The organism is Proteus sp. G2673 (assembly GCF_009915125.1).
In the GTDB taxonomy this organism is placed as follows: domain Bacteria; phylum Pseudomonadota; class Gammaproteobacteria; order Enterobacterales; family Enterobacteriaceae; genus Proteus; species Proteus penneri.
Genome location: NZ_JAABLT010000010.1, coordinates 167,029 through 193,395 on the forward strand (window position 1 = coordinate 167,029; position 26,367 = coordinate 193,395).

The 26,367-nt window shown below is 38.8% G+C and carries 17 protein-coding genes and 1 riboswitch; of the genes, 12 read left to right on the top strand and 5 right to left on the bottom strand.

Going from position 1 to position 26,367, the window contains the following annotated elements; translation table 11 throughout:
* Nucleotides 1-140: 140 nt before the first annotated feature.
* From GWI59_RS06035 to thiB, 4 genes are all read right to left on the bottom strand, one after another.
* Entirely contained in the window at nt 141-2,495 is a 2,355-nt protein-coding gene (locus GWI59_RS06035) for a DNA polymerase II (RefSeq protein WP_161669383.1), read from the bottom strand.
* 88 nt (nt 2,496-2,583) lie between these two features.
* A complete protein-coding gene (gene thiQ, locus GWI59_RS06040; RefSeq protein ID WP_161669384.1) occupies nt 2,584-3,285 on the bottom strand; it encodes a thiamine ABC transporter ATP-binding protein ThiQ in 702 nt (233 codons plus the stop codon).
* Nucleotides 3,278-4,858: a thiamine/thiamine pyrophosphate ABC transporter permease ThiP gene (gene thiP / locus GWI59_RS06045; protein ID WP_373273831.1), complete on the bottom strand. Its 1,581-nt coding sequence runs from the start codon at nt 4,856-4,858 to the stop codon at nt 3,278-3,280. The genes thiQ and thiP overlap by 8 nt, the downstream gene beginning before the upstream one ends.
* A complete protein-coding gene (thiB, locus tag GWI59_RS06050; protein ID WP_161724252.1) occupies nt 4,858-5,871 on the bottom strand; it encodes a thiamine ABC transporter substrate binding subunit in 1,014 nt (337 codons plus the stop codon). The genes thiP and thiB overlap by 1 nt, the downstream gene beginning before the upstream one ends.
* Nucleotides 5,872-5,935: 64 nt before the next feature.
* A riboswitch (TPP riboswitch) is annotated at nt 5,936-6,027 on the bottom strand.
* Between the two features lie 112 nt (nt 6,028-6,139).
* Here thiB and rppH point away from each other — a divergent pair.
* From rppH to recD, 12 genes are all read left to right on the top strand, one after another.
* On the top strand, nt 6,140-6,670 hold the full coding sequence (rppH, locus tag GWI59_RS06055; RefSeq protein WP_036934096.1) for an RNA pyrophosphohydrolase: 531 nt from the start codon (nt 6,140-6,142) through the stop codon (nt 6,668-6,670).
* Nucleotides 6,671-6,678: 8 nt separating this feature from the next.
* Nucleotides 6,679-8,925, top strand: coding sequence for a phosphoenolpyruvate--protein phosphotransferase (ptsP, locus tag GWI59_RS06060; RefSeq protein WP_072064285.1), 2,247 nt, complete (start codon nt 6,679-6,681; stop codon nt 8,923-8,925).
* 79 nt (nt 8,926-9,004) lie between these two features.
* On the top strand, nt 9,005-9,895 hold the full coding sequence (lgt, locus tag GWI59_RS06065; RefSeq protein ID WP_006535954.1) for a prolipoprotein diacylglyceryl transferase: 891 nt from the start codon (nt 9,005-9,007) through the stop codon (nt 9,893-9,895).
* A 45-nt stretch (nt 9,896-9,940) separates the two neighbouring features.
* Nucleotides 9,941-10,792 (top strand): thymidylate synthase, encoded by an 852-nt coding sequence (locus GWI59_RS06070; protein ID WP_006535953.1) that lies wholly within the window; start codon nt 9,941-9,943, stop codon nt 10,790-10,792.
* A 232-nt stretch (nt 10,793-11,024) separates the two neighbouring features.
* Nucleotides 11,025-11,534, top strand: a complete 510-nt coding sequence (locus GWI59_RS06075; protein WP_237612100.1) for a potassium:proton antiporter — start codon at nt 11,025-11,027, stop codon at nt 11,532-11,534.
* A complete protein-coding gene (locus tag GWI59_RS06080; protein ID WP_072064283.1) occupies nt 11,528-12,172 on the top strand; it encodes a prepilin peptidase-dependent protein in 645 nt (214 codons plus the stop codon). The genes GWI59_RS06075 and GWI59_RS06080 overlap by 7 nt, the downstream gene beginning before the upstream one ends.
* Nucleotides 12,169-12,630: a DUF2509 family protein gene (locus GWI59_RS06085; protein ID WP_161724254.1), complete on the top strand. Its 462-nt coding sequence runs from the start codon at nt 12,169-12,171 to the stop codon at nt 12,628-12,630. Before GWI59_RS06080 ends, GWI59_RS06085 begins: the two co-directional genes overlap by 4 nt.
* A gap of 137 nt (nt 12,631-12,767) precedes the next feature.
* Nucleotides 12,768-12,959: a hypothetical protein gene (locus GWI59_RS06090; RefSeq protein WP_237584690.1), complete on the top strand. Its 192-nt coding sequence runs from the start codon at nt 12,768-12,770 to the stop codon at nt 12,957-12,959.
* Nucleotides 12,960-12,974: 15 nt separating this feature from the next.
* Nucleotides 12,975-16,358, top strand: a complete 3,384-nt coding sequence (gene recC / locus GWI59_RS06095) for an exodeoxyribonuclease V subunit gamma (RefSeq protein ID WP_161724256.1) — start codon at nt 12,975-12,977, stop codon at nt 16,356-16,358.
* Between the two features lie 15 nt (nt 16,359-16,373).
* Nucleotides 16,374-19,262 carry a pitrilysin gene (gene ptrA / locus GWI59_RS06100; RefSeq protein WP_161669387.1) on the top strand — a complete coding sequence of 963 codons (2,889 nt, stop codon included), beginning with the start codon at nt 16,374-16,376 and terminating at the stop codon, nt 19,260-19,262.
* Nucleotides 19,259-22,870: an exodeoxyribonuclease V subunit beta gene (recB, locus tag GWI59_RS06105; protein WP_161724258.1), complete on the top strand. Its 3,612-nt coding sequence runs from the start codon at nt 19,259-19,261 to the stop codon at nt 22,868-22,870. The genes ptrA and recB overlap by 4 nt, the downstream gene beginning before the upstream one ends.
* A gap of 2 nt (nt 22,871-22,872) precedes the next feature.
* Nucleotides 22,873-24,783: an exodeoxyribonuclease V subunit alpha gene (gene recD, locus GWI59_RS06110; protein WP_161724260.1), complete on the top strand. Its 1,911-nt coding sequence runs from the start codon at nt 22,873-22,875 to the stop codon at nt 24,781-24,783.
* A 69-nt stretch (nt 24,784-24,852) separates the two neighbouring features.
* On the opposite strand, the gene argA is transcribed toward recD, so the two are convergent.
* On the bottom strand, nt 24,853-26,187 hold the full coding sequence (gene argA, locus GWI59_RS06115; protein WP_161724262.1) for an amino-acid N-acetyltransferase: 1,335 nt from the start codon (nt 26,185-26,187) through the stop codon (nt 24,853-24,855).
* Between the last annotated feature and the right edge of the window lie 180 nt (nt 26,188-26,367).

Here is a 26,367-nt window from a genome sequence, read left to right on the forward strand (position 1 = left end):
ATGAATGCAGTATTGCGGTGTTGTCATTAAAATCTGCGGGATAAAAAGTGCATTCCTAGAACAAAGAAAAGCTAATTATCACCAAAGGGACGTTATGTTAATAGATGCAAAGCAAACCGTCACCTGCAAAATGACACAACTTAAAATGAGAGTGTCATTTGCCCATTTAACAAGGTTGAAAAATCATCTTGTATAAAAGGCAGGATAGCATCTGCAATCGGCATTAACTGCTTATTGATATAGTGCTCATAATCTGGTGCAGTGGTAATGTGCTCTAACGGTTCTGGCCCCAAGGGGGTAATTATATAACTAATCCAACCGCCTTGCTGATATTGTTGAGGTCTATTTTTGGATAAATTATATTCATCCGCTTTACGTGCCGCTTTGACATGAGGGGGAACGTGATGCTGATATTCTGATAATTTTCGACGTAACCGTTTACGATACACTAATCTATCATCATATTTTCCCGCAAGCGTATCCGCGACATAATCACGAATAAACTGCTGATAAGGTTGCTGATGAAAAATGCGTGTATAAAGCTCTTGTTGAAATTTTTGAGCGAGTGGGGTCCAATCCGTTCTGACAGTTTCTAATCCTTTAAATACCATTTTATCATTGCTTAATCCCGCATAACGCTTTTTACTACCTGTTTCCATCCCTCGAATAGTGGGCATTAAAAAACGGCGATAGTGTGTTTCATACTCCAGCTCTAATTTGCAATCAAGTTGATAGGTTTCAAAAAGGTGTGTCTTCCACCATTGGTTAACCTCTTGTACTAACTGATGCCCTATTTGTTGGGCTTGTTGCTCAGTATGTGGCGATTTAAGCCAAACAAAAGTAGAGTCCGTATCACCATAAATAACTTGATAACCTTTAGCTTCTATTAATTCTCGCGTTTTTTTCATAATTTCATGACCTCGTAGTGTAATAGATGACGCTAAACGAGGATCAAAAAAACGACAGCCCACAGAGCCTAAAACACCATAAAAAGCGTTCATAATAATTTTGAGAGCTTGAGAGAGCGGGGCATTTTTATGTAACTTTGCGTTATCTCTTTCATGCCAAATTTGCGACACAATAGTGGGTAAACAATGCTTTTCCCGCGAAAACCACGCTTGGCGAAAACCTGGAATAGCCAGTTTTTCATCGGGTTGATGTGTTCCTTCAATCATTCCGACAGGATCGATTAAAAAAGTACGAATAATAGAGGGATAAAGGCTTTTGTAATCAAGCACAACGACTGAATCATATAAACCGGGAGTAGAGTCCATCACAAAGCCACCGGGACTATGCTCTTCAGGTTTTTCACCTTGGTTAGGCGCAACATATCCAATGCGATGCATTGAAGGGAGATAGAGATGCGTAAATGCAGCCACAGATCCGCCGCTTCTATCAACGGAAAGCCCTGTAACACAAGCTCTCTCTAATAAGAATGCCATAAGAGAGGTTGCATCAAAGATACGGTTTACTAAGACACAATCTTGCCAATTATAATAAGCTAGTGCGGGCTTATCTTCTTTAAAGCGTCGATTAATTTCATCCATTCTGGCGTAAGGGGTATCGATGGCTTTACCTTCGCCTAACAGTGTTTGAGCAACGGATTCAAGACTAAAAGAGGGAAAGTTCCATGTCGCCATTTTCAAAGCCTCGATTCCATCGATAATTAAACGACCTTGAGCCGAAGCAAAAAAATGACCTTTTTTAAATCCATGCTCTCGCCATTCTAACGGGCTATTTTGGCGGCCTAATAATAAACTGACACCATACCGTTGGGCATGTGTGTACAAAATACGCAGATCGAATTGAATTAAATTCCAACCGATAATCGCATCAGGATCGTAATGTTGTATCCACTCATTCAGTTTTTCAATTAAACGCAATCGGCTACTGACATAACATAAGCGATAACCTTTGGATTGCTGACTCTCATTCTCTGTAGATAAATTATCTGTCAGCATAAACACGACATTATCGCCACAACCTGCAAGCCCAATAGAGTAAAGTTCACCGAATTCACTGGTTTCAATATCTAAAGAAACAGTTCGCAGTGTAGGGCGATAATCAGGTGCGGGTTTTAATGTCGTAATATTATTTTGTTGATAACGAAACCAGACAGGTGCGGTAATAAAGCGCTCCATCATGTAACGTTCGTGTGGGCGAATATCCGCTTCATAAAGACGAATGTGATGCTCTTTGAGTTGCTGTTCTAGTTGAACGAGTTGGCGGTATTGTTTGCAGTAGACGCCAAAAACAGGCTGCCTTTCAAAGTCTTTTAAATCGAGAGGGCGAATTTCTATATCAGGGTTTTTATTAACGAGTGAACGTAAAACCGCTTCATGTTGGCGGGCAACAAAACCGATAGCGCGTTGCATAGGAACTGTAACTTTACGTGGGCCGTTATTTGTCGCCAGCCAATAAGAGACGACAATACCTTTTGGCGTGTCGCTCCAGTGGCGGGTAAGAATAAAGCCTTGTTCCGTATGACCAATCATGAGCACCTAATAAACACAAATTATTCACTAAAGATGAGTTTATTATAGTCAATATAGTGGTTATTTATACAGTTAATTTAAGCTAAGATTAATTAAATGGAATACCTAAAATAAGTGATTGATCCACTTCACCATTTATTAGTGATTGTGTATTTCCATCGTAAACAATTATACCGTTATCTATCACAATCGATCTTGAGGCAATTTTTGCTGCATCTTCTAAGCTATGAGAAACCATCAATAAGGTTAACGCTTTTTCATGGCAAAGTTGCTCAAGTAGTGCCAACATCTCAATGCGTAAAGCGGGGTCGAGTGCAGAAAAAGGCTCATCGAGCAATAAGATAGGCTGTTCACGTACAAGGCAACGAGCAATGGCAACACGTTGGCGTTGACCGCCTGATAACTGGGAAGGTAAACGTTCAAGATATTCACTGAGCGCTACTTGTTCAGCTCGACTCTCTAATAGTGCTTTTTGCTCTCTAGTCAGTTTTAAACTTGGATTTAACCCCAAGCCAATATTTTGCCTTACAGTTAAATGTGGGAATAGATTATTATCTTGAAATAACATGGAAATAGGGCGTTTGGCCGGTACTGTTTTGGTATGATCTTGGCCATTAAGAAACAGGCTTCCCTTCTCTGATGGTAAAAAACCAGCGATTAAACTGAGCAATGTACTTTTACCTGCACCACTTGGCCCTAATACAGCAATGCGTTCTCCTGCATTGACCGTTAGATTAAATAAGAGGTGTTGGTGTTCATAAGTATAAGTTAGGTGCTCTAATTTAATCATAAGATTTTCCAGCTAATCGTTCTATTAGGCTAAAAAGAGAGAAGCAAAGTAGTAATAAAATCATGGCTGTCACAGCCCCATCTTGTGTGTGATAAGCACCAATTTGCTGATAAAGATAGAAAGGCAATGTCCTAAATGTTTCATTACCAAATAGGGCAACAATACCAAAATCACCAATAGAAATAACACAAGCAAAAGCAAGTGCTTGTGAAATCGGTTTTCTTAATGCTCGTAATTCGATCCAACGAAGTCGGTTGATACCCTGAATGTTAAGCGATTGACATAAAAGACCATAACGTGAAGCAATATCATTCATTGGATTTTCGAGCACTTTTAAAGCATAAGGAATGGCAATTAAAGCGTTGGTCAAAATCACTAAAATATAAGGTGATTCAGGTAATCCAATCGTATTGTTTAATAACAAAAAAAAGCCTGTTGCTAACACAATACCCGGCATCGCTAGAATGATCAAACCACTCATTTCCATAGCCTGCCCCGCTTTTTTAAAGTGGCGTAGGCGAAGTTCTCGGCTACTCCATAGCAACATCATCGTTAATACAACGCAAACAATACCCGCACCAACAGCAATAATCAGTGAGGTTGTAAAAGCTTGCCAAAGTACAGGTTGTTGTATGACACGTAGAAATTGGCTATTAAGACCATCAGTGAGTACGGCCAAAATGGGGGGGACTAAAAAGAGGAGTGCAAGTGTGATAATGAGACCATCTGCTATTTTACTAAAGATAGGATCATAGGGATCGCGCCAATGCTGTTTTTGGCTATCTCCAATAAAGAGTGTACCTTTGAGTTTTTGGCTGATAAGTACTAAGCCTAAACAGCAAAAGAGCTGGATTAGTGCTAAAAGTGCAGCACGATGTAAATCGTAGTCATAACTTAATGCTTGATAAATTGCTAGCTCAACGGTTGTTGCCGCAGGGCCTCCACCTAACGCCAGTACAGTAGCAAAGCTGGCAAAACAGAGCATAAAAATCAGTGACGCTGTGGGAAGTATTTGTCGCCATAAATAAGGAAATTCCAGAAAGCGAAAACGCTGCCAACCATTCATGCCTAATTGTGAGGCTAACTGGCGTTGTTCTGGCGAGATACTTTCGAGAGCTTGTAACAGCATTCGGGTTGCTAATGGCATATTGAAAAAAATGTGCGCCAATAAAATACCTTGTAAGCCATAAGGGGTAAATTGGTAATTAATCCCCAGCCATTCACAGATTTGAGCAATCCAACCGACTCGTCCATAAACCGTTAAAATACCAAAAAGTGCCACTAAAACGGGTAACACAAGGCTCATGGCACATAAACGTAAGAAAAGTGTTCTACCTTTAAATTGGCGTCGATAAAGTGCTTTAGCGAGCCAAATGGCAGGTAATATTGAAAATAAGGCAGATAAAAAGGCTTGCCAGAAAGTAAAGCGCACGACATGCCATAAATAGTCATCAGCAAAAATAGAGGATAATTCGCCACTTGGCGCATTAATCCATAATGCACCAAATGACAATAATGCCACAATAAGCAGTAAACCCGAGGCACATAGCCCCGGGATAAGCCATCTTCCCATTAGCGACTCACCGCAGATTGCCAATTACGCGTCCACGTTTGGCGCTCTTTGGCGACAATATCTGCATCGAATTGCAATGATTTTTCGGGTTTAGGCATCACGGAATAGACATCCGGTAATGGCATATCTATAACAGGATACATCCAATTGGTTGTAGGTATCGTTTCTTGGAAAGCAGGGGTGAGCATAAATTGCATAAATTGCTGCGCTAATTCAGGTTGTTTACTTGATTTGAGTTTTGCAGCAACTTCGACTTGCAAGTAATGCCCTTCATCAAAAATCGCAGCAGCATAGTTATCTTTTTTATCCGCTAAAATATGATAACCGGGGGATGATGTGTAGCTAAGCACAAAATCACCTTCACCTTTTAAGAATAAGCCGTAAGACTCACTCCAACCTTTAGTGACTGTCAGCGTTTTCTCTGACAATTTTTTCCATTCAGTAGCCGTGTTTTCAGGATAAAGTGACTGCATCCATAGCATTAAACCTAAACCCGGTGTGCTGGTGCGAGGATCTTGATACAAAATCTTCCACTTTTCTTTGCTATTTAACAGTTCAGCCATGCTTTTGGGTGGATTCTGGACACGGTTTTTATCATAAATAAAAGCAAAGTAACCGTAGTCATAAGGCACAAAGGTATCGTCAGTCCATTTTTCAGGTAAGGCGAGTTTGGATGTATCGATATTGCTTGGTGCGAAAAGTCCAGTTTCTTTTGCTGCATGGATCAGATTGTTATCTAACCCTAAAATAATATCAGCTTTGCTTTTATCACCTTCCATGCGTAAGCGATTAAGGAGTGATACACCATCAGACAGAGCAACCAGTTTTAGCTCACAATCACATTGTTGTTCAAACGCTTTTTTTATTGCAGGCCCAGGGCCCCAATCTGCGGTAAATGAATCATAAGTGTAAACAGTGAGTGTGGGCTTTTGTGCTAAGGCTTGAGTTGAAAAAGTGCCCATAATGCCCAGTGCGCCCAGAAAGAAAGTAAAGCGAAGTGATTTATTTAACACGTTTAGTTCCTCAGTAAAAGTCAGGTAGGATCTGAGGAGTAAGGATAGCAAACCAATGAATATTGCAACATCCTGACTCAAATCCCTACGCCAGTATTAGCTGGATCAGGTTCCACGAGTTTTTCTCAGCCTAAAAAGGCACCCCGTTGAGACTTTCCCATTGTAGATAAATACACGCGCCATGCAAAGTCTGTTGATAGAGGTTTACCGTTTGTGGGTAGTATGAAACAATGAGTTATCTTTCAAATTTGGTTATTGAGGTAGTCTAGTGATTGATGATGATGGCTACCGCCCGAATGTAGGGATTGTAATTTGTAATCGGCAAGGGCAAGTGCTTTGGGCTCGTCGCTATGGGCAACATTCATGGCAGTTTCCTCAAGGGGGAATTAATCCTGGAGAATCGCCAGAGCAGGCAATGTACCGAGAGTTGTTCGAAGAAGTTGGGTTAAGTCGCAAGGATGTCAAAATTCTTGCCTCCACACGTAACTGGTTACGTTACAAGTTACCTAAGCGTTTGGTGCGTTGGGACACAAAACCTGTTTGTATTGGACAAAAACAGCGTTGGTTCCTTTTGCAGTTAACAAGTAATGATAAAGACATTAATGTTCAACAAAGCAAAACGCCAGAATTTGATGGCTGGCGTTGGGTGAGTTATTGGTACCCCGTTCGACAAGTCGTCTCTTTTAAACGCGATGTTTATCGACGTGTAATGAAAGAGTTCGCACCAGTAGTCATGCCATTGCAAGAACAAGTGTCTTTACCGCGTCCATCGTATGGATATCGGCGTAAAAGGTATTAGATAACACTATGCTGACACGTTTGCGAGAAATTGTAGAAAAAGTGGCTATGGCAGCTGGGCTTCCAGAAGCGCTTGAACTCTTAGTCAAGGAAACGTGTCAGGCAATGCACACGGATGTGTGTTCTATTTATCTTGCCGATAAACAACGTAGTTGTTTTTATCTTATGGCGACCAAAGGGTTAAAAAAACCTAGAGGGAGAGCGGTTAGTCTTTCATTTAATGAAGGCGTGGTTGGTGAAGTGGGGCGTCTTTCAGAGCTTATCAACCTCGCTGATATTCGCGAACATCCTAGTTTTAAGTACCTTCCTCAAGTTAAAGAAGACGATCTCCGTGCTTTTCTTGGCGTTCCTATTGTCTACCGTCGCCAACTCCTTGGTGTATTAGTTGTTCAGCAAAAAGAGCGTCGCTTATTCAATGAAAGCGAAGAGTCTTTTATGGTGACGCTGGCGACACAGCTCGGGGCTACATTATCGCAAGTACAAACTAAAGGGCTTTTTGGGCAATATCGCCAAAGTCGGATTAAAGCACTTTCAGTTTCGACTGGCGTTGTTATGGCTTATGGTTGGCAAGAAATTTCCCAGCCAGTTCTGGAAAATGTATTTAAAGCCAGCGCACTTGATATTAAGGCGGAATTAAATCGACTCACTGTGGCTTTAGAAGATGCCACTGCAGAATGTCGTCGCTTTAGTAAACGCTTTATGGCGAATGCACAAAAAGAGAGTGCCGCTATTTTTGATCTCTACTCTCATTTACTTAATGATCCCCAGCTTAAACATAAAATGACAGCGATTATTACTCAAGGATATGTCGCAGAATGGGCTGTAAAAGTGGTTGTTGAGAAAGTTTCGTCACAATTTTCTAGCCTGAAAGATGGCTACATGAGAGAAAGAGCCTCTGATCTTAAAGCATTAGGGCGCCGTTTATTATTTCATTTAGATGATGATCTAAGTTCAACTAATATTTGGCCAGAGCGTTTTATTTTGGTTGCTGATGAATTAAGCGCAAGTTTATTGGCGGAGTTACCAGAGCAACAGCTTGCAGGTGTGATTGTGCGAGATGGTGCAACACACTCACATTCTGCGATCCTTGTTAGAGCAATGGGAATTCCCGCGATCATGGGCGCGGATATTCAACCGGAGCTTTTACACAATCGTATGCTTATTCTTGATGGTTATCGTGGTGAGATTTTTATTGAACCAGAGCCTTTTATTACTCAAGAATATAAACAGATTATTGATGAAGAAAGTGTATTAAGCCAAATTGCAGAAGATCAGCTTGAACAGCAAGCTGTTCTCAAAAATGGTGAATCGGTTAGCGTTCAATTGAATGCGGGATTAAATATTAAATACGAGCAACGCATTAGCGTGGGAATAGATGGCGTTGGTTTATATCGGACAGAAATCCCTTTTATGCTACAAAGCGGTTTCCCTTCTGAGGATGAACAGAAAAATCGCTACCGCGAAATACTCTCTTTTTTCCCTGATAAGCCTGTTGTATTGCGTGCTTTAGATATTGGTGCAGATAAACAACTTCCTTATATGCCCATTAATGAGGAAAATCCTTGCTTAGGTTGGAGAGGCATAAGAATATTGCTTGATCAACCTGAAATCTTTCTTATTCAGCTACGAGCAATGCTAAAAGCAAACCTCGAATTTAAAAATTTGAAAATTTTGTTGCCGATGGTGACAAGTATTGATGAAATTGACGAAGCAAGAACATTGCTGCTACGCGCATGTAATGAAGTGAGTCGAGAGCTAAAATGTGAATGTGTTCCACCTCCACTGGGTATTATGCTTGAAGTGCCTTCATTGGTGTTTATGTTGTCACAATTAGCGAATCGGGTTGATTTTATCTCTGTTGGAACAAACGATTTAACTCAATACTTGCTTGCAGTCGATCGTAATAATACCCATGTAGCATCACTCTATGATAATTTGCATCCTGCGTTATTGCGTTCACTGAATTTGATTGCAACACAATGCCAATATTATCAGTTGCCAGTTAGTGTTTGTGGCGAAATGGCAGGAACCCCTATCGGGGCATTGCTGTTAATAGGGCTCGGTTTTAGGCAGTTAAGCATGAGTGGTCGTAGTTTACCTAGGGTAAAATACTTATTACGCCATCTTGATCCTGTGGTGTTACAGTCTTTTATGCAACAAGTGTTGCAAGCTGAAACAGCAACAGAAATCAAAAAATTGTCTTCTGAATTTATGGAACGGCAAGGATTAGGTGGATTAATTCGCGGAGGTATTTAGTCTGCCTTCGTATAAGCCTTTTCTATGTTGGTATTAAATAGCCAATACAGAAATTATTGATTAAGTGAAGTAGGGAATAATGAGTATAAGCTACCTTAAATTTCCAGAGATTGATCCTGTAATGTTCTCTATCGGGCCTGTTTCATTACACTGGTACGGTATGATGTATTTAGTTGGATTTGTCTTTGCCTTATGGCTTGCAAATCGTCGAGCTGCAAAACCGAATAGTGGCTGGAATAAAAATGAAGTTGAAACATTACTTTATGTTGGTTTTGTCGGTGTATTTATCGGTGGTCGTTTAGGTTATGTTTTATTCTATAACTTACCTGTCTTTTTAAATGATCCTCTTTACCTCTTTAAAGTGTGGGATGGCGGTATGTCATTCCATGGTGGTTTAATTGGGGTCATTTGTGCCATGATTTGGTTTGCTAAACGTACTAAACGTAAATTTTTCCAAGTGGCTGATTTTGTAGCACCTTTAATTCCATTTGGTTTAGGTTTAGGTCGTATTGGTAATTTTATTAATGGTGAATTGTGGGGACGCGTCACATTAGATACGCCTTGGGCTTTCTTATTTCCAAGCTCTCGTTCTGAAGATCTCCAGCTTGTTGCTCAAGATCCAACAACACTACTACCGATTATTCAAGAATATGGGGTTTTACCTCGCCATCCCTCACAACTTTATGAAATGCTGTTAGAAGGTGTGGTGCTATTTATTATCCTGAATATCTTTGTACGCAAAAGTCGTCCTGTAGGTAGTGTGTCAGGTCTGTTCCTGATTGGTTATGGTGCATTCCGTATTATTGTTGAATTCTTCCGTCAACCAGACGCACAACTAGGATTATTTGGTGGTGTGAGTATGGGGCAAATACTTTCAATTCCAATGATTTTATTGGGTATTATTTTTATGGTATGGGCTTATCGCCAAGATAAAAAGACACCACAAAACCCAACACCAACTCACAAATAGTGTGAGATAAATTTCTTATTATTAGTTAATTACAAGAGAGACAACATGAAGCAGTATCTGGCATTGTGTCAACGCATTATCGATGAAGGGCAATGGATTGATAATAAACGAACAGGAACCCGTTGTTTAACGGTGATTAATGCCGATCTGGAATATGATGTTGCGAATAACCAATTTCCGCTGATAACGACACGTAAAAGCTTTTATAAAGCAGCAATTGCAGAGCTGTTAGGGTATTTACGTGGTTACGACAATGCAGGTCAATTTCGTGAAATTGGTTGTAATACATGGAATGCAAACGCCAATGAAAATGGAGCATGGTTAAACAACCCCCATCGTAAAGGTGAAGATGATATGGGGCGTGTTTATGGTGTTCAAGGACGTCAATGGCAACGCCCTGATGGCTCCCATTTTGATCAACTACGCAAAGTGATAGATAACCTGACTAAGGGGATAGATGATCGTGGGGAGATCGTAACATTTTATAACCCAGGTGAAACTGAGTTAGGTTGTTTGCGTCCTTGTATGCATACACACACATTTTCATTGGTGGGTGATACGCTTTACTTAACCTCTTATCAACGTAGCTGTGATGTACCATTAGGGTTAAATTTCAACCAAATACAGTGTTTTGTTTTATTAGCGCTGGTGGCTCAAATTACAGGACATAAGCCGGGTAAAGCATTTCATAAGATAATCAATGCACATATCTATGAAAATCAATTACCTCTAATGCGTGATGTACAGCTAAAAAGAGAGCCTTTACCGTTACCAACGTTGCATATCAATCCAAAAATTAAAACATTGGAAGATATCGAAACATGGGTAACAACGGATGATTTTACTGTTGAAGGTTATCAATGCCATGAAGCAATAAAATACCCATTTACGGTTTGATTTTTCCTTTATGTTTTAAAGCCTCTGTTTAGTGATAAACAGGGGCTTTTTATTCCTACCATTAAATTTAAATTCAATAAACTAAGATTAACCCCAGCCTTGTTGATAACTATTTTTTTGTGTTTGTTCTGAAAATATAGTTACTGCGTCATCGTTCGAAAAAAACACTCTCTTTTATTTACCTTACAAAGGTTTAGCTGCATTCTCATCGCAGGCTCTAGAGGAGAACAAAATGAACAGTAATATGGAAATAAGCCTAAATAGTAAACTTGAACAAGAGAGTGAATGGGGGATAAGCCTGCTCGAAATGCTTATTGTCATGATGATTGCCTCGATTTTAAGTTATTTATCAATTACGACCTATCAGCAATTTACTCACCAACGTCAATTGATACATAGTGTACGAGAAACCATTGCATTTCTTTCATATCAACGACAACAAGCGCTACTGTTTAATATAAAAATTAAAATATCACTTCATTTATCACCCAGCAATAAAGTCGTCGCTATACCTTTTTCTCAACGGCATTTAACTGAAAAACAAACAGTTTTTCAATTAACCACGGGTATTCAACTTAAACAATCAACGGTCTCAAATTTTACGTTTGGGGATATTCGTCAAACTTTAAGACCAATGAGTTTTGTACTTCAAAGCTCAGAAGGTGAAGTAAAAATTGTTATTTCATCTTTAGGGAGAATAAGAGCATGTAGCCAGAAAATTAAGGTATTTTCGCCATGTTAAAGCGATCAATATTTTCATTTTCATCTGGCATGATGCTGATGGAATGCCTTTTTGCCATGGCAATTAGTGGCGTTCTATTTCTGTGCATCAGTCGGGCATATCCTCAAGTAATGAACACACTGCTCCATTCTTACCAAAAATATCAGTTAGATATTTTTTTAAGGGAAAGGTTATTGGTGCTAGAAACACAATTAAGGCGCACTGGATATTGTCAGGGTGAGTGTGCTTATGTATCGCAGTCAAAGGGGTTACACTCTTCACCATTAAAAATAGGGCAGTATTCTTATCAAGAAAAAAACTCCTGCGTTATTTTCGCTTATGACGTAAATGGCAATGGTCGATGGGATGCGCCTTCCTCAAAAGAGAGTGATTATTTTGGTTATCGGCTTAGAAATGGGCAACTAGAACAATTAAGAGGAGTACAAGATTGTACTTCTTCAGGATGGCAACGATTCTTTGAAAGTCATGAAATAGAAGTGACGGAGTTTATTTTACGTCCTTACTCAAAGCAACATCTTATCAAAAAGAAACCCTTTTTTTATCTCTCTGTTTCCTTGAAATTTCATTTAAAACAATCGCCTACTGTGAAACTACATTATAAGAATGAAATTCGGTTAAGGAATGTGACCACGTTATGAGTATTGATTTTATTAATAATAAAAGTGAGCAAGGATTTGCAAGTTTACTTGTCGTAATTGGGTTTATTGTTATGAGCTTATCAGCGCTAGGAAATTTTGCTTATCATTACAGGCAATCTCAACAAATAGTAATGCAAGAGTTGCAAGCACGACAAGCTTTTTTATTTGCTGAATCTGCATTAGCGTGGGGAATAAAACGGAATTGGGAAATTCTATCGTCACAGTTAAATAAATGGCAGTGTCGTCATTTTCATGTAAACCCTAAAATAAAGAGTTGTTTATTTTTGATTTCTTTAGAAAAAGGATTATTACAAGGACAAGCAGAAAGCTTAAATGGTTATAAAATATATCATTATCAATGGGTTGATTTTTTGGAGGACAAAAATAAATCCATGGTGACACATCCAAATGGATGGCTAGATTATTGCCCATTAGTACATAAGGAGTGTGTGTTATAGATAACATTCAAAATAAATCAGAAAGTGGCTCTATTTTACTTAATACAATGTTTATATTACTGTTTTTTAATATTAGTTTTGTCGCTATTATAGGGTATAGTCAATCATTAAAAGCTGACTTTCAGCGGTTAATTCAAATGCAGCAGGCAGGGCAGGAACTTTTTGTTTTATTTGAACAAATGACTGATAAATTACCTGACTATTTCGTAGCCAATTCCAAAATAATGACACGCTCACTATTACAGTCTGAAGGTTGTCAGGAAATAGAAGGTTATGTTGCCAATAATGTATTACCCGAAATAAAGCTGTATTACTGGTCATGCTATTAATAAGATGAGGATCTGATGTTTCATATATATCACTCAAATCAGTTGTCATTACTAAAGTCACTTATGGTGCACTTTATGCAGACCAGACCACTCTCTTCTCCCTTTGAACAAGAAGTGATCCTTGTACAAAGCCCCGGAATGTCTCAGTGGTTGCAAATCCAGCTTGCCGAAAGCTTGGGTATTGCTGCTAATATCCGTTACCCATTACCAGCAACCTTTATTTGGGAAATGTTTACGCGGGTGCTATCAGGTATACCTAAAGAAAGTGCTTTTTCTAAAGATGCCATGACATGGAAATTAATGGCATTATTACCTGAATATTTATCTCATGAAGAATTTAAACCGCTACTTCATTATCTTGATGATGATGAGGATAAACGTAAATTACACCAATTAGCAGGGCGTGTTGCTGACTTATTTGACCAATATTTGGTATATCGTTCAGATTGGTTAGCTTCGTGGGAAAAAGATGAATTGATAGAAGGGCTGAGTGAAAATCAGCGTTGGCAGAAAATATTGTGGGTAGCGTTACAGCAATACACAAAAGATCTCAATCAGCCTCAATGGCATCGTTCTAATCTTTACCAGCAATTTATTTCGACATTAAATGGTGCAAAAGAAGGAGAACTTCAACACTGTTTTCCACCCCGTATTTTTATTTGTGGTATTTCGGCATTACCGCAAGTTTATTTGCAGGCTCTGCAAGCTATTGGGCGTCATACAGAGATCTATTTACTTTTTACCAATCCTTGCCGTTACTATTGGGGCGATATTCAAGATCCTAAATTTCTTGCTCGCTTGAATAGTAGAAAACCTCGTCATTATCAGCAATTACATGAATTATCGTGGTTTAAAGATGAAAAAAATGCCTCATCATTATTTAATGAAGAGGGGGAGCAAAATATTGGTAATCCGCTATTAGCTTCATGGGGAAAATTGGGTAAAGATAATCTCTATTTTCTTTCTGAACTTGAATATGCCGATGTATTGGATGCTTTTGTTGATATTCCAAGAGATAATTTACTTCATCAATTGCAAGCTGACATTCTTGATTTAGAAGATTTTTCGCAATTAGGTACAACACTTGAAACTTATGAATGTAGTGAAAATAAACGTGTAATTTTACCAGATGATAACTCATTGACTTTTCATGCCAGTCATAGCCCACAGCGTGAAGTAGAAGTACTACAAGATCAATTACTGCATTTATTAGAGCAAGATCCCGAATTATTACCACGTGATATTATTGTGATGGTTGCGGATATCGATAGCTATACACCTTATATTCAAGCGGTGTTTGGTAATGCACCTTCAGAACGTTATCTTCCTTTTGCAATTTCAGATAGGAAAGCTCGTCAAGCACACCCTGTATTACAAGCTTTTATTACGTTGTTAGAGCTTCCTCAAAGTCGGTTCACCGCAGAACAAGTATTAGCTTTACTTGAAGTTCCTGCTTTAGCTGGGCATTTCTCTATTTTTGAAAATGAACTAAAACTACTACGTCGTTGGGTCGATGAATCAGGCATACGTTGGGGATTGGATGATGAGAATGTGGCTTCATTCTTATTACCCATCACGGGTAAAAATACGTGGGAGTTTGGTTTACTGCGCATGTTGCTTGGTTATGCGATGGAAAGTGAAAATGGCCCTTGGAAAGGGGTCCTTCCTTATGATGAATCAAGTGGCTTAGTTGCTGAGCTTGCAGGATATCTCGCTGATTTTATTTATACATTAAGTGAGTGGCGTACACGTTTGAGTGAAACTCGCTCATTAGAAGCATGGCTAGAAGTTGGACAACAATTAGTTGATGCTTTTTTTGAATCTGATGAGGAAACGGAATTAGTTTTAGCGCTTATTATCCAGCAATGGCAAAAGGTGATTGAAAATGGACTGAAAGCGCAATATCAAAATGAAATCCCGCTAGTCCTTATTCGTGATGAATTAACCGTACGGTTTGATGATGAAAAAATCAGTCAGCGTTTTTTAGCGGGTAGCATTAATTTCTGTACGTTAATGCCTATGCGCTCTATTCCCTTTAAAGCGGTGTGTTTATTAGGCATGAACGACGGTATTTATCCTCGTAATATTCAGCCGTTAGGGTTTGATTTAATGGCGGAAAAACGCCGTCGTGGTGATAGAAAACGTCGTGATGATGACCGCTATTTATTCCTTGAAGCGCTTAGTTCAGCTGAAAAATACCTTTATATTAGTTATATCGGAAAATCGATACGGGACGATCGAGAATGTAACCCATCTTTATTAATCAAAGAGTTACAAGATTATATTGGGCAAAACTTCCGTTTGCCGGAAGATGGTGAACGCAATGTCGATGAAAGTGCGATTCGTATAAATCAGCATTTGTTAACACAACATAGCCGTGTTCCTTTTGCTCAAGAAAATTTCCGAATCGGTGCTTCTTTTCGCTCTTATGCTTCTGAATGGCTACCTGCTGCCAGTGGGCAGGGGGAGGTTCATCAATGTTTTACGGAAGCACTTAATGATGATGACACAATAGATAAAGTCTCAATTGACGAGCTTGCACGTTTTTATCGCCATCCTATTCGTGCTTTTTTCCAACAAAGATTAAAAACAAACTTTGTTATTGAAGAAACAGAATTACCTGAAGAAGAGCCATTTGTGATAAATGCGCTTCAACGTTATCTATTGAATCAATGGTTATTAAAAGCATTGATTGATCAAAGTTCAACAGAAGCTTTGTTTGAGCGTATCAAAGCCGCGGGACAACTTCCGGCGAGCGCATTTGGTCAAATTTATTGGGAGCAACAAATAGAAGAGTTACTCCCTTTAGCGGAAAAGATAAGAAGTGAACGATCAGCCACACATTCTGTCACATTAGAGCAAAGCTTTAGTGCAATGCCACTGATTGGCCGTTTAAATGAGGTACAAACTGATGGTTTATTACGCTGGCGACCTGCCAGCTTAACAGCTAATGATTTATTACAGCTTTGGATTGAGCACTTAGTTTATTGTTTAAAAGAGGGGACGGGCGAGAGCCGGTTTTACGGCAGAAAAGAGACTCAATGGTGTTTATTACCTGTTGATCCTGAATTTGCCTATTCAACATTAGACAATTTAATTAGTGATTATAAACAAGGGTTAAACAGCCCATTAGCGCTATTTGCGAAAAGTGGCTGGGCTTGGTTACAAGCTTGCTATGATAAAAAATCACAAGCGTTTTTACTTGATGATGAAGAGACACTAGAAAAAGCAGAATTAGTTCTAATGCAACATTTAACGGATAGTTATAATCGAGATGGTGAAATGAATGACATGTATGTTCAGCGTGCTTTCTCTCAATTAGACGAGCCTTTTTTACAAACAGTCAAGCAGACGGCATTAACAATATTTAAACCAATAATTCCATTTCTGAAAAAATAAGGGAGCTCATATCAGATGAGAAAATACTGCTCGCAACTAGGGATCATGTTGCTATTGATGCTACTGAGTATCAACAGTTTTGCTACTGATCCACTTTGGCAAGTATTGCCTGATAGTATTGAAAAAAGTGAGAGTGATCCACGGCAATATCAAGCGATTAAACTACCTAATGAAATGACCGTATTACTGGTTTCTGATGAAAAGGCAGTTAAATCATTAACGGCAGTTGCATTACCTGTTGGAGCATTAGAAGATCCGGATAGCCAGCAAGGTCTTGCGCACTATTTAGAACATATGGTGCTAATGGGATCGGCGAAATATCCCCAATCAGGCAGTATGTCTGAATTCTTACAAAAGAATGGTGGCTCTCATAATGCGAGTACAACGACCTATCGTACTGCATTCTATTTAGAAGTGGAAAATAGTGCTATTAATGAAGCAGTTGATCGCCTTGCTGATGCTTTAGCTGAACCCTTACTTGATCCTAAAAATGCCGATCGTGAGCGTAATGCGGTTAATGCTGAATTAACAATGGCGCGTGCACGTGATGGTATGCGTTTTTGGCAAGTCAGGGCTGAAACTTTAAATCCATTACATCCAAGTTCTCGCTTTATGGGGGGGAATCTAGAGACATTAAGTGATAAACCAAATAGTAAGCTTCAAGATGAATTGATTAAATTCTATCAAAAACACTATTCTGGTAATTTAATGAATGGTGTTATTTATAGTAATAAATCACTTGATGAATTATCTAAATTAGCCGCAAACACTTTCGCTCGTATCCCGAATAAAAAGGCAGATGTGCCAGTCACCACAGTACCTGCTATGACGGATAAAGAAAAAGGGTTAATGATCCATTTAGTACCCGCTCAACCGCAAAAGACTTTACAAATTGAGTTTGGTATAGATAACAATATTGCTGATTTTCGTAGTAAATCTGATGAATATATTGGCTATTTAATCGGTAATCTTAGTGCAGGCACATTGGCAACATGGCTACAAGATCAAGGTTTAGCTGAAAGTATTAGTGCATCTTCAGAGCCTTATATCGATCGCAATCAAGGCTCATTTACGATTTATGTTGCGTTGACAGATAAAGGTTTAGCGCAAAAAGACAAAGTGATTTCCGCTATCTTTTCATACATTCGTTTAATTAAGACAGAAGGTATCAGCCAACGTTATTTTGATGAAATTGCGAATGTATTAGATCTTTCATTCCGTTATGGCTCTATTGTAAGAGATATGAATTACATAGAAGGTATTTCGGATATGATGTTGCGTTATCCAATCAAAAATATCCTCAATGCGGGTTATATTGCTGATAAGTATGAGCCTTCAGCTATTCTTTCTCGTCTTGATTCTCTTACACCAGAGAAAGCGCGTATTTGGGTAATAAGTCCTAATGAGCCGTCTAACAAACAAGCCTACTTTGTTAATGCCCCTTATCAGGTTGATAAAATCACAGATAAGCAATTAAAAACATGGCAGACATTATCGGATGATATTTCATTATCTCTGCCAGCACTTAATCCTTATATCCCTGATAACCTTTCTCTGATTGATGCGGATAGCAAAATCATCAAACCAGAATTGTTGTGGCAGGATAAAAGCGCTCGCTTGTTTTATATGCCATCACACTATTTCTCTGATGAGCCTAAAGCCAGTGTGACATTAAGTTTAGTGAATAAGGGAGCTGACATTACCGTTAAGCAACAAGTGACACAAACTTTAACGGATTATCTTGCTGGTTTAGCGTTAAGTGAATTATCTTACCAAGCTTCTGTTGCTGGAATGAATATCTCATCCTCATCAGGACAAGGCATTGATTTTTCAATGAATGGTTATACACAACATTTACCAGAACTCGTTAATGCTACACTGAAAAGCTATATGAGTTTCGAATCAACTCAAGAAGAGCTCGATCAAGCTAAATCTTGGTATCGTGAACAACTTGATGTGACTCATAACTTAAAAGCATTTGAAGAAGCTATGTTGCCGGCTCGTCGATTAAATACGATCCCGTATTATGAAGAAGCTGACAAACTCAAAGCATTAGAGTCAATTACACTGCAAGATATTATTGATAATCGCCGTGAAGTAATTAAAAACGCAGTACTTCAAGCGCTAATTATTGGTAACTTAACGCCAGAGCAAAGCCGCGATATCGCTAAATCTGCACACGAATTATTAGGTAATCAAGGTACAGAATACTGGATCGGTGAAACATTAGTATTCAATAAATTAAATGCGGTTGATTTCCAAAGTAAATCGAAGAGTACAGATAACGCATTAGGTGAGCTTTATATCCCAATAGGTTATAGCCGTCTTGAAGGTCAGGCAATTTCTTCAGTGTTAGCGTCTGTTATCAAACCTTGGTTTTATGATCAATTAAGAACAGAAGAACAGCTAGGTTATGCAGTATTTGCTTATCAAGGCACTATGGGTGAACAGTTTGGTCTAGGTTTCTTATTACAAAGTAATGCTAAACCGCCAGTTTACTTAAATGAACGTTATAACGCATTTTATCAGCAAGCCTATGAACGTTTGAAAAGAATGAGTGAAGCAGATTTTAATCAGTATAAGCAAGCAATTATTACTGAAGTTAAACAACCACCTCAAACGTTCTATGAAGAAGTTTCTCTTTATCGAAATGACTTCCATCGTAATAACTTAAAATATGATGGACGTGAAAAATTCTTAGCTGAGCTTAATAAAGTGACTTTAAAACAAGCTATTGAATTTTATGAAAAAGCAATTATAAAACCGAACGGATTTATTTTTGTCTCTCAAGTTATTGGTAAAGATGGCAAAGATGCTGATTACGCCGAAAATAAACAGTGGAAACGTTACGCCACAGTAAGCGAATTACAAAAAACTTTACCTATTGAGGAAATTAAAGAGTGAGTGAAGTGATACAGGCACAGCCACTAAACCCGTATACACTTCCGCTGTACCAAAGACGCCTCATTGAGGCGTCAGCAGGAACAGGGAAAACTTATACAATAGGGTTGTTGTATTTACGGTTGCTTCTTGGATTAGGCGGGGAGTCTGCATTTTACCGCCCTCTCAGTGTTGAAGAGATTTTAGTTGTGACATTCACGGATGCGGCGACAGATGAATTACGAGCACGTATTCGCAAAAATATTCATGAACTAAGACTTGCCTGTATTCGCCATGATGTTGAAAGTTGCAATGATACTTACCACGAATTACTTAAACAGATCCCTAATAAAGATCTGGCTGCATTATGGTTGCTTGAAGCAGAGCGCCAAATGGATGAGGCGGCTATTTATACGATTCATGGTTTTTGTCAGCGTATGTTGGCAAACAATGCATTTGAATCAGGCGTCTTGTTTGAACAAGTCTTGATCCAAGATGAATATGAACTCAAAAGGCGGGTATGTGCTGACTTCTGGCGCCGCCATTGTTATCCACTTTCTTATGATGTTGCTAATGCAGTAAGCCAGATTTGGTCTGGCCCTGAACAACTGCTTTATGAAATACAGCCTTATTTACAAGGTGAAATGCCTGAAATCGAAGGTGTGGCATTAGACAGTGAAAATGAGTCAGTTAAAGAGCGTCATCAAGCGGTTATTGAAGCAATTAACAAGGTGAAAACGCGTTGGCATGCACATCAACATGAAATTGAAGCATGGATAACAGCTTCGGGTGTTGATAAACGTAGTTATAGCAGTCGTTTTTTACCTAAATGGATTGAAGAAATAACGTTGTGGGCGTCAACAGCAGAAACGAAAAGCTATCAATTACCAGATTGTTTGGTTCGTTTTTCGCAAGAAACGCTGAATGAGAAGAGCACAAAAGGCCCAGCACCAGAACATATTCTTTTTGTTGAAATTGAACGATTAACAAAGCAGAGCTTGACTCTGCGTGATGTTATTCTGCTCAATGCGATCCCTGAAATACGTCGAGGCATTGAAAATGAAAAGATGCGTCGCGGTGAAATGGGGTTTGATGATTTATTAACACGCTTAGATAGAGCATTGAAACGTGAAGGTGGTAAAGCTTTAGCACAAGCTATTCGTGAACGCTATCCAGTTGCAATGATTGATGAATTCCAAGATACAGATCCCCAACAATATCGTATTTTTGATGCGATTTATGGTGAGTATGAAAACAGTGGGTTGTTGTTTATCGGCGATCCTAAACAGGCAATTTATGCTTTCCGTGGTGCGGATATTTTTACTTATATTCAAGCCCGAAAGCAGACATCTCATCACTACACATTAAATACTAACTGGCGCTCTGCGCCGGGTATGGTGAATGCAGTTAACAAGCTTTTTATGCGTTCCAATGCTCCATTTCTATTTGAGCATATCCCTTTTATTGAAGTAAGCTCGGCTGAAAAAAACCAAGACATGGCCTTTGTTTACCATGACAAACCGATTTCACCTTTTAATTTTTGGCTTGCTGAAGGTGAAAGTGTTTCTACGGGAAATTATGAGCAAATTATGGCAGCACAATGTGCTGCACAAATTCGTGATTGGTTATCAGCAGGGGATCAGCAACAGGCTTGGCTGATCGAACAAGGTACAAAAAAAACGGTTACATCTGCTGATATTATGGTATTGGTGCGTAGCCGCAGAGAAGCGATACTGATCAGTGATGCATTGAATTTACTTTCAATACAGTCAGTATTCTTATCCAATCGTGAAAGTGTTTTTGAAACCAACGAAGCCAAAGATCTACTTTGGCTATTACAAGCGGTTGTAACACCTGAAAAAGAGCGAGTTTTAAGGGCTTCTTTAGCCAGCCGATTATTTGGGTTTAGCGCAAAGCAAATTGATGATTTGAACCGCAGTGAGGCACACTGGAATAGTTACGTGGAGAAGTTTGCTGATTATTATGTATTGTGGCAAAAGCGTGGTGTTTTACCAATGTTGCGCAAGATCATGATGGATAATCAAATTGCAGAAAATTTACTCGCAAGTATTGGTGGTGAACGCCGGCTTACAGATATCATGCATATTGGTGAACTATTACAAGAAACATCATTACAACTCGATAGTGAACATGCTCTTATTCGTTGGTTAGCACAACAGATTTCTCATCCTGATGCACAATCTGAAAACCAACAAATGCGTTTGGAAAGTGACCGAAATCTTGTGCGAATTTGTACTATCCATAAATCTAAAGGTCTTGAATATCCGATTGTTTGTTTACCTTTTGCTTGTAATTACCAAGAGCAAAAAGGAGCGCTTTATCATGATAGAGAGAAATTTTACGCAAAATTAGATATTTTTAGCCGACCTGAAAGTTTACGCTTAGCGGATGAAGAGCGCTTAGCTGAAGATTTACGCTTACTTTATGTGGCATTAACGCGATCTAAATTTTGCTGTTATGTTGGTGTCGCTCCTCTTGTCAAAGGGAATAAACGTAAGTCAGGGCTGACTGATTTGCATAAAAATGCGTTAGGGTATTTATTACAGCAAGGCGAAGAAGGTAATAGTGAATTATTACATCAAGCAATTCATGCCTTATTAGATGATAATATCAGTGTTACAACGCTTGATAATATATCAGCGCATCGCTACCAGTCTCAATTAGCCCCTGAAACCAAACTTGAAGCTGCTATATTTAAACGTCAGATCCATGATAATTGGCGTATAACAAGTTATTCAGGATTAACCTATCAGCATTCAAATCGTCATTATCATTTTGATTTAGGTGATATTGAGTCTTTGGTGCAATCTATCGCACCGGGACTTGATACAGATGCTAAAGGTGAGAAACGACAAGGAGAGGTTGATGAAAATTCTATTCATCATTTCCCGCGTGGTGCAGTCGCAGGAACGTTTTTACATAGTTTGCTGGAAGTATTAGATTTTTCGCAACCTATTGATGAACAGTGGATGCAAGGACAATTGAGCGTTCAAGGTTTTGATGAAAAGTGGGCTCCCCTTTTAGTTACTTGGATGGAAACACTGTTTCATACACCGCTTAATTCTCAAGGATTGTGTCTTGCTGATATCCCAAAATCACAACAACTTGATGAATTACAATTCTATTTACCTATTGAAAAAGAACTATCATCAACCCAATTGACCCAGTTAATTAGTCAGTTTGATCCTCTATCAAGACATTGTCCGGCTCTGCAATTTCAACAAGTAGAAGGGATGCTTAAAGGCTTTATTGACTTAGTCTTTTCTTGGGAAGGTAAATACTATGTTGTGGATTATAAATCGAATTGGTTAGGTGAATCGAGTGAGGATTACACACAAGAAGCGATGATGAATGCAATGATGGATCATCGCTACGATTTACAATATCAACTCTATACCTTAGCGTTACATCGTTTTTTACAACAGCGCATCCCTGATTATGATTACAAAAGCCACTTTGGTGGAATTTATTACCTCTTTTTACGTGGAATAGACAAAGCGCACCCTGGAAATGGTGTTTATGCCTATTTACCTGATGAAGCTTTTGTTTTGGCATTAGATTCACTATTTACAGGGCAAAGTAGCAAACCCGATGTAGTCGGTGAGAAATAAAAATGATCAAACTCTTAGAACAAGCGATTACACAAAATTTATTACGACCTTTAGATCTTCGATTTGCACAAATGCTGGTTGAAGATGAAAACCCTATTTTACTGTTTGTATTTGCTTATTTGAGTGCTCAAACTGGAGCGGGTCATGTTTGTTTACCATTGAATATTATTCAGAAAGATCAATTATTCGATGGTAGACAAAAAGAGTTTGCACTAGAGATTTGGCAAAAAATGGGTAAGCCTTCTGCTAAAAAGATAGTAGAAGAGTTGACTCATTGTCATTGCGTTAATCAAAGTCGCGATGATCCCTCTTTTCCTATTATTTTAGATAATGAATATCTTTATCTACAAAGAATGTGGAGCTATGAAGAGAAAGTTGCTCAGTTTTTTAGGCGAGAGCAGGCTATTGTTGATATTGATGAAAATGAATTAATTAAAGTGCTCAACCAACTTTTTCCAGCAACGAAAGAAAATCAAGAAACAAATTGGCAAAAAGTGGCTGCCAGCGTTGCTATCACTAGCCCCATTTCCATTATTTCTGGCGGTCCAGGAACGGGAAAAACGACAACAGTTGCTAAAATTTTAGCCGCTTTTGTGATGCTCACATCGAATGAAAAGCCGATTATTCAATTAGCCGCTCCTACAGGTAAAGCGGCAGCGAGATTAACGGAATCTTTAGGTAACGCCTTAGCACAACTTAATTTAAGTGAAGAAGAAAATAAATGGATGCCAAAGCAGGCGCAAACTATTCATCGCTTATTAGGTGCTCAGCCTGAAAGTCAGCAAGTGCGCTACCATAAAGATAACCCATTACAGCTTGATATTTTAGTTGTTGATGAAGCCTCAATGGTTGATTTACCTATGATGGCGCGTTTGATTGATGCACTTCCATTAAAATGTCACGTTATTTTCTTAGGAGATAAAGACCAACTTGCTTCTGTTGAGGCGGGGGCTGTATTAGGTGATATTTGTCGTTTTTCTGAAGATGGCTTCAGTCAAAAAAGATTTGATCAGATTAATCACTTAACCCAAGGTGAATTGGTTAAATCGACGGATACTATTCCAGTTTCTCAAACCCCAGTATCTGTCGTCAGTGATTCTCTGTGTCTATTACGTAAAAGCTATCGTTTTGGTGAAGATTCAGGCATAGGGCAACTGGCTTTTGCGGTTAATAAAGGGCAGACCAAAACAGCGATTACATTGCTAAAAAAAGCAGAGATTAGCCCACAACAGCTTGAAATAGTATTAGAGCCTCAAGATGTGAGCTTTATTGCTTTGGAATCAAAAGAAAGTTATTTACTGATGATTCAAGATGCCGTTAATGCCTATCGAGAATATCTCACATTAGTTTCCCAAAAAGCCTCACCTGATATTATTCTTAATGCATTTAACCAATACCGTTTATTGTGTGCACGAAGAGAAGGCCCTTTTGGTGTAAGTGGGTTAAATGACAGAATTGAAATGTTATTGCATCGCCAGCGATTGATCCGCCGTCCTACAAATAGTTATCAAAGTGATTATATTGGACGACCTATTATGATCCAAAGAAATGACAGTACATTAGGTTTGTTTAATGGTGATATTGGCATTATGCTCAATAATGATGAAGGTGAAATGAAGGCTTTTTTTCAGCTACCTGATAGAAAATTGAAAGCGATCCAACCGAGTCGATTACCACAACATGAAACCGCATATGTAATGACCGTGCATAAATCACAAGGTTCTGAATTTACCCATACAGCGTTAGTACTACCCGATAAATTTTCACCTGTTGTTAGTCGTGAATTGCTGTATACCGCATTAACACGCGCTAAAAAGAAGCTTTCTCTATATGCTTCAGAGTCTATGGTGAGAATGGCAATACAAACACGTATTCAACGTCGAAGTGGATTAATTGATAAATTACGTTATTAGCTGTTAGTTAATGATAGAAAATAAAAAGACAGGCATTGAGAGGGCTCCTGTCTTTTTTATGCTTATTAATTACTCTTTACGTAAGTCTAAAATTAAAATTTTAGAACGACGTTGGTAATTATAAAGTGCCTGTTTTTCAATCGGTAGCTTATCAATTTCGGCTGGTTCAAATCCTTTTTCTTGAAACCAGTGTATGCTACGAGTTGTTAGAACAAACAGCTTTTCCAATCCTAATTGCTTAGCATGTGCTGAGATACGTTGTAGTAAAACCTCACCACGACAAGAGCTTCGATAATCTGGATGTACTGCAACACACGCCATTTCACCAATTTTTTCTGATGGATAAGGGTACAGTGCGGCACAGGCTATAGTCATATTATCGCGTTCAATAATAGTGAATTGGTCAATTTCAATTTCTAATTGTTCTCTTGAACGTCTGACTAAAATACCTTGCTGTTCTAATGGGCGAATAAGTTCGAGTATGCCACCAATATCATTAATATTTGCTCTACGAACTTTCTCTGCACTTTCCATGACGATTTGAGTACCAATACCATCGCGAGAGAATAATTCTTGAATAAGCGCACCATCAGATTGATAACTTAGTAAGTGGCTACGTTCTACACCTCGACGACAGGCTTTAACCGCACCTCGCAAGAATCTTACTGTGCCTGAGTGGTAATCACCTTCTGTTTGTAGCTCTAGAATTTTATCTTCAGCTTGATTAGGTAGCAGTTCAGAAACAATGTGGCCTTCTTCATCGGCAACACCTTGAAATGAGCAAAAACCAATCAGTTTTTGTGCTTTAAGTTTGATTGCAAGCTGTGTTGCCACTTCTTCTGAGGTGAGATTAAAACTTTCACCGGTAACAGACACTGCAACAGGGCCAATTAATACAATAGCATTACTGTCTAACTGGCGATGAATAGCTTCTTCATCAATACGACGAATTTTCCCGCTATGACAGTAATCAACGCCATCATCAACCCCTAATGGCTGCGCGATAACAAAGTTACCACTGACAACATTAATATGAGCACCTTGTAATGGAGTATTGCTTAAACTCATTGATAGGCGAGCCGTAATATCGAGTTGCAATGTACCCGCAGCTTGTTTAACGATTTCTAAGGTTTTGCTATCTGTGATACGCGTATACTTATGATAAATCGGAGATATTTTTTGTACTTCAAGAGCTGCATCAATTTGTGGGCGAGCACCATAAACCACCACTAAACGAATACCTAGGCTGTGTAACAACCCAATATCATTAATGATGGATGGGAAATTTTCGTGAGCAATGGCTTCGCCACCCAACATAATGACAAATGTTTTGCCTCTATGTGCATTAATATACGGAACCGAGTGGCGGAATCCATCGACCAATTCGGTGCTACGCTCTTTCATAAAACCCTCTCAAATGAATTTTTATTCGTATTTAATGTATTTTTATTCTTTTTGGAGAGGAATGGCAAGTAAAATCCTATCTTATTGTTTTCCCTGAAGGCAGAATATTCGTGTAAAAGTGAGTAATTGTGCTGTTTTTAAGTGACAGTGAAGTGTGGATTGGGTAAAGTTTTTTGTTCT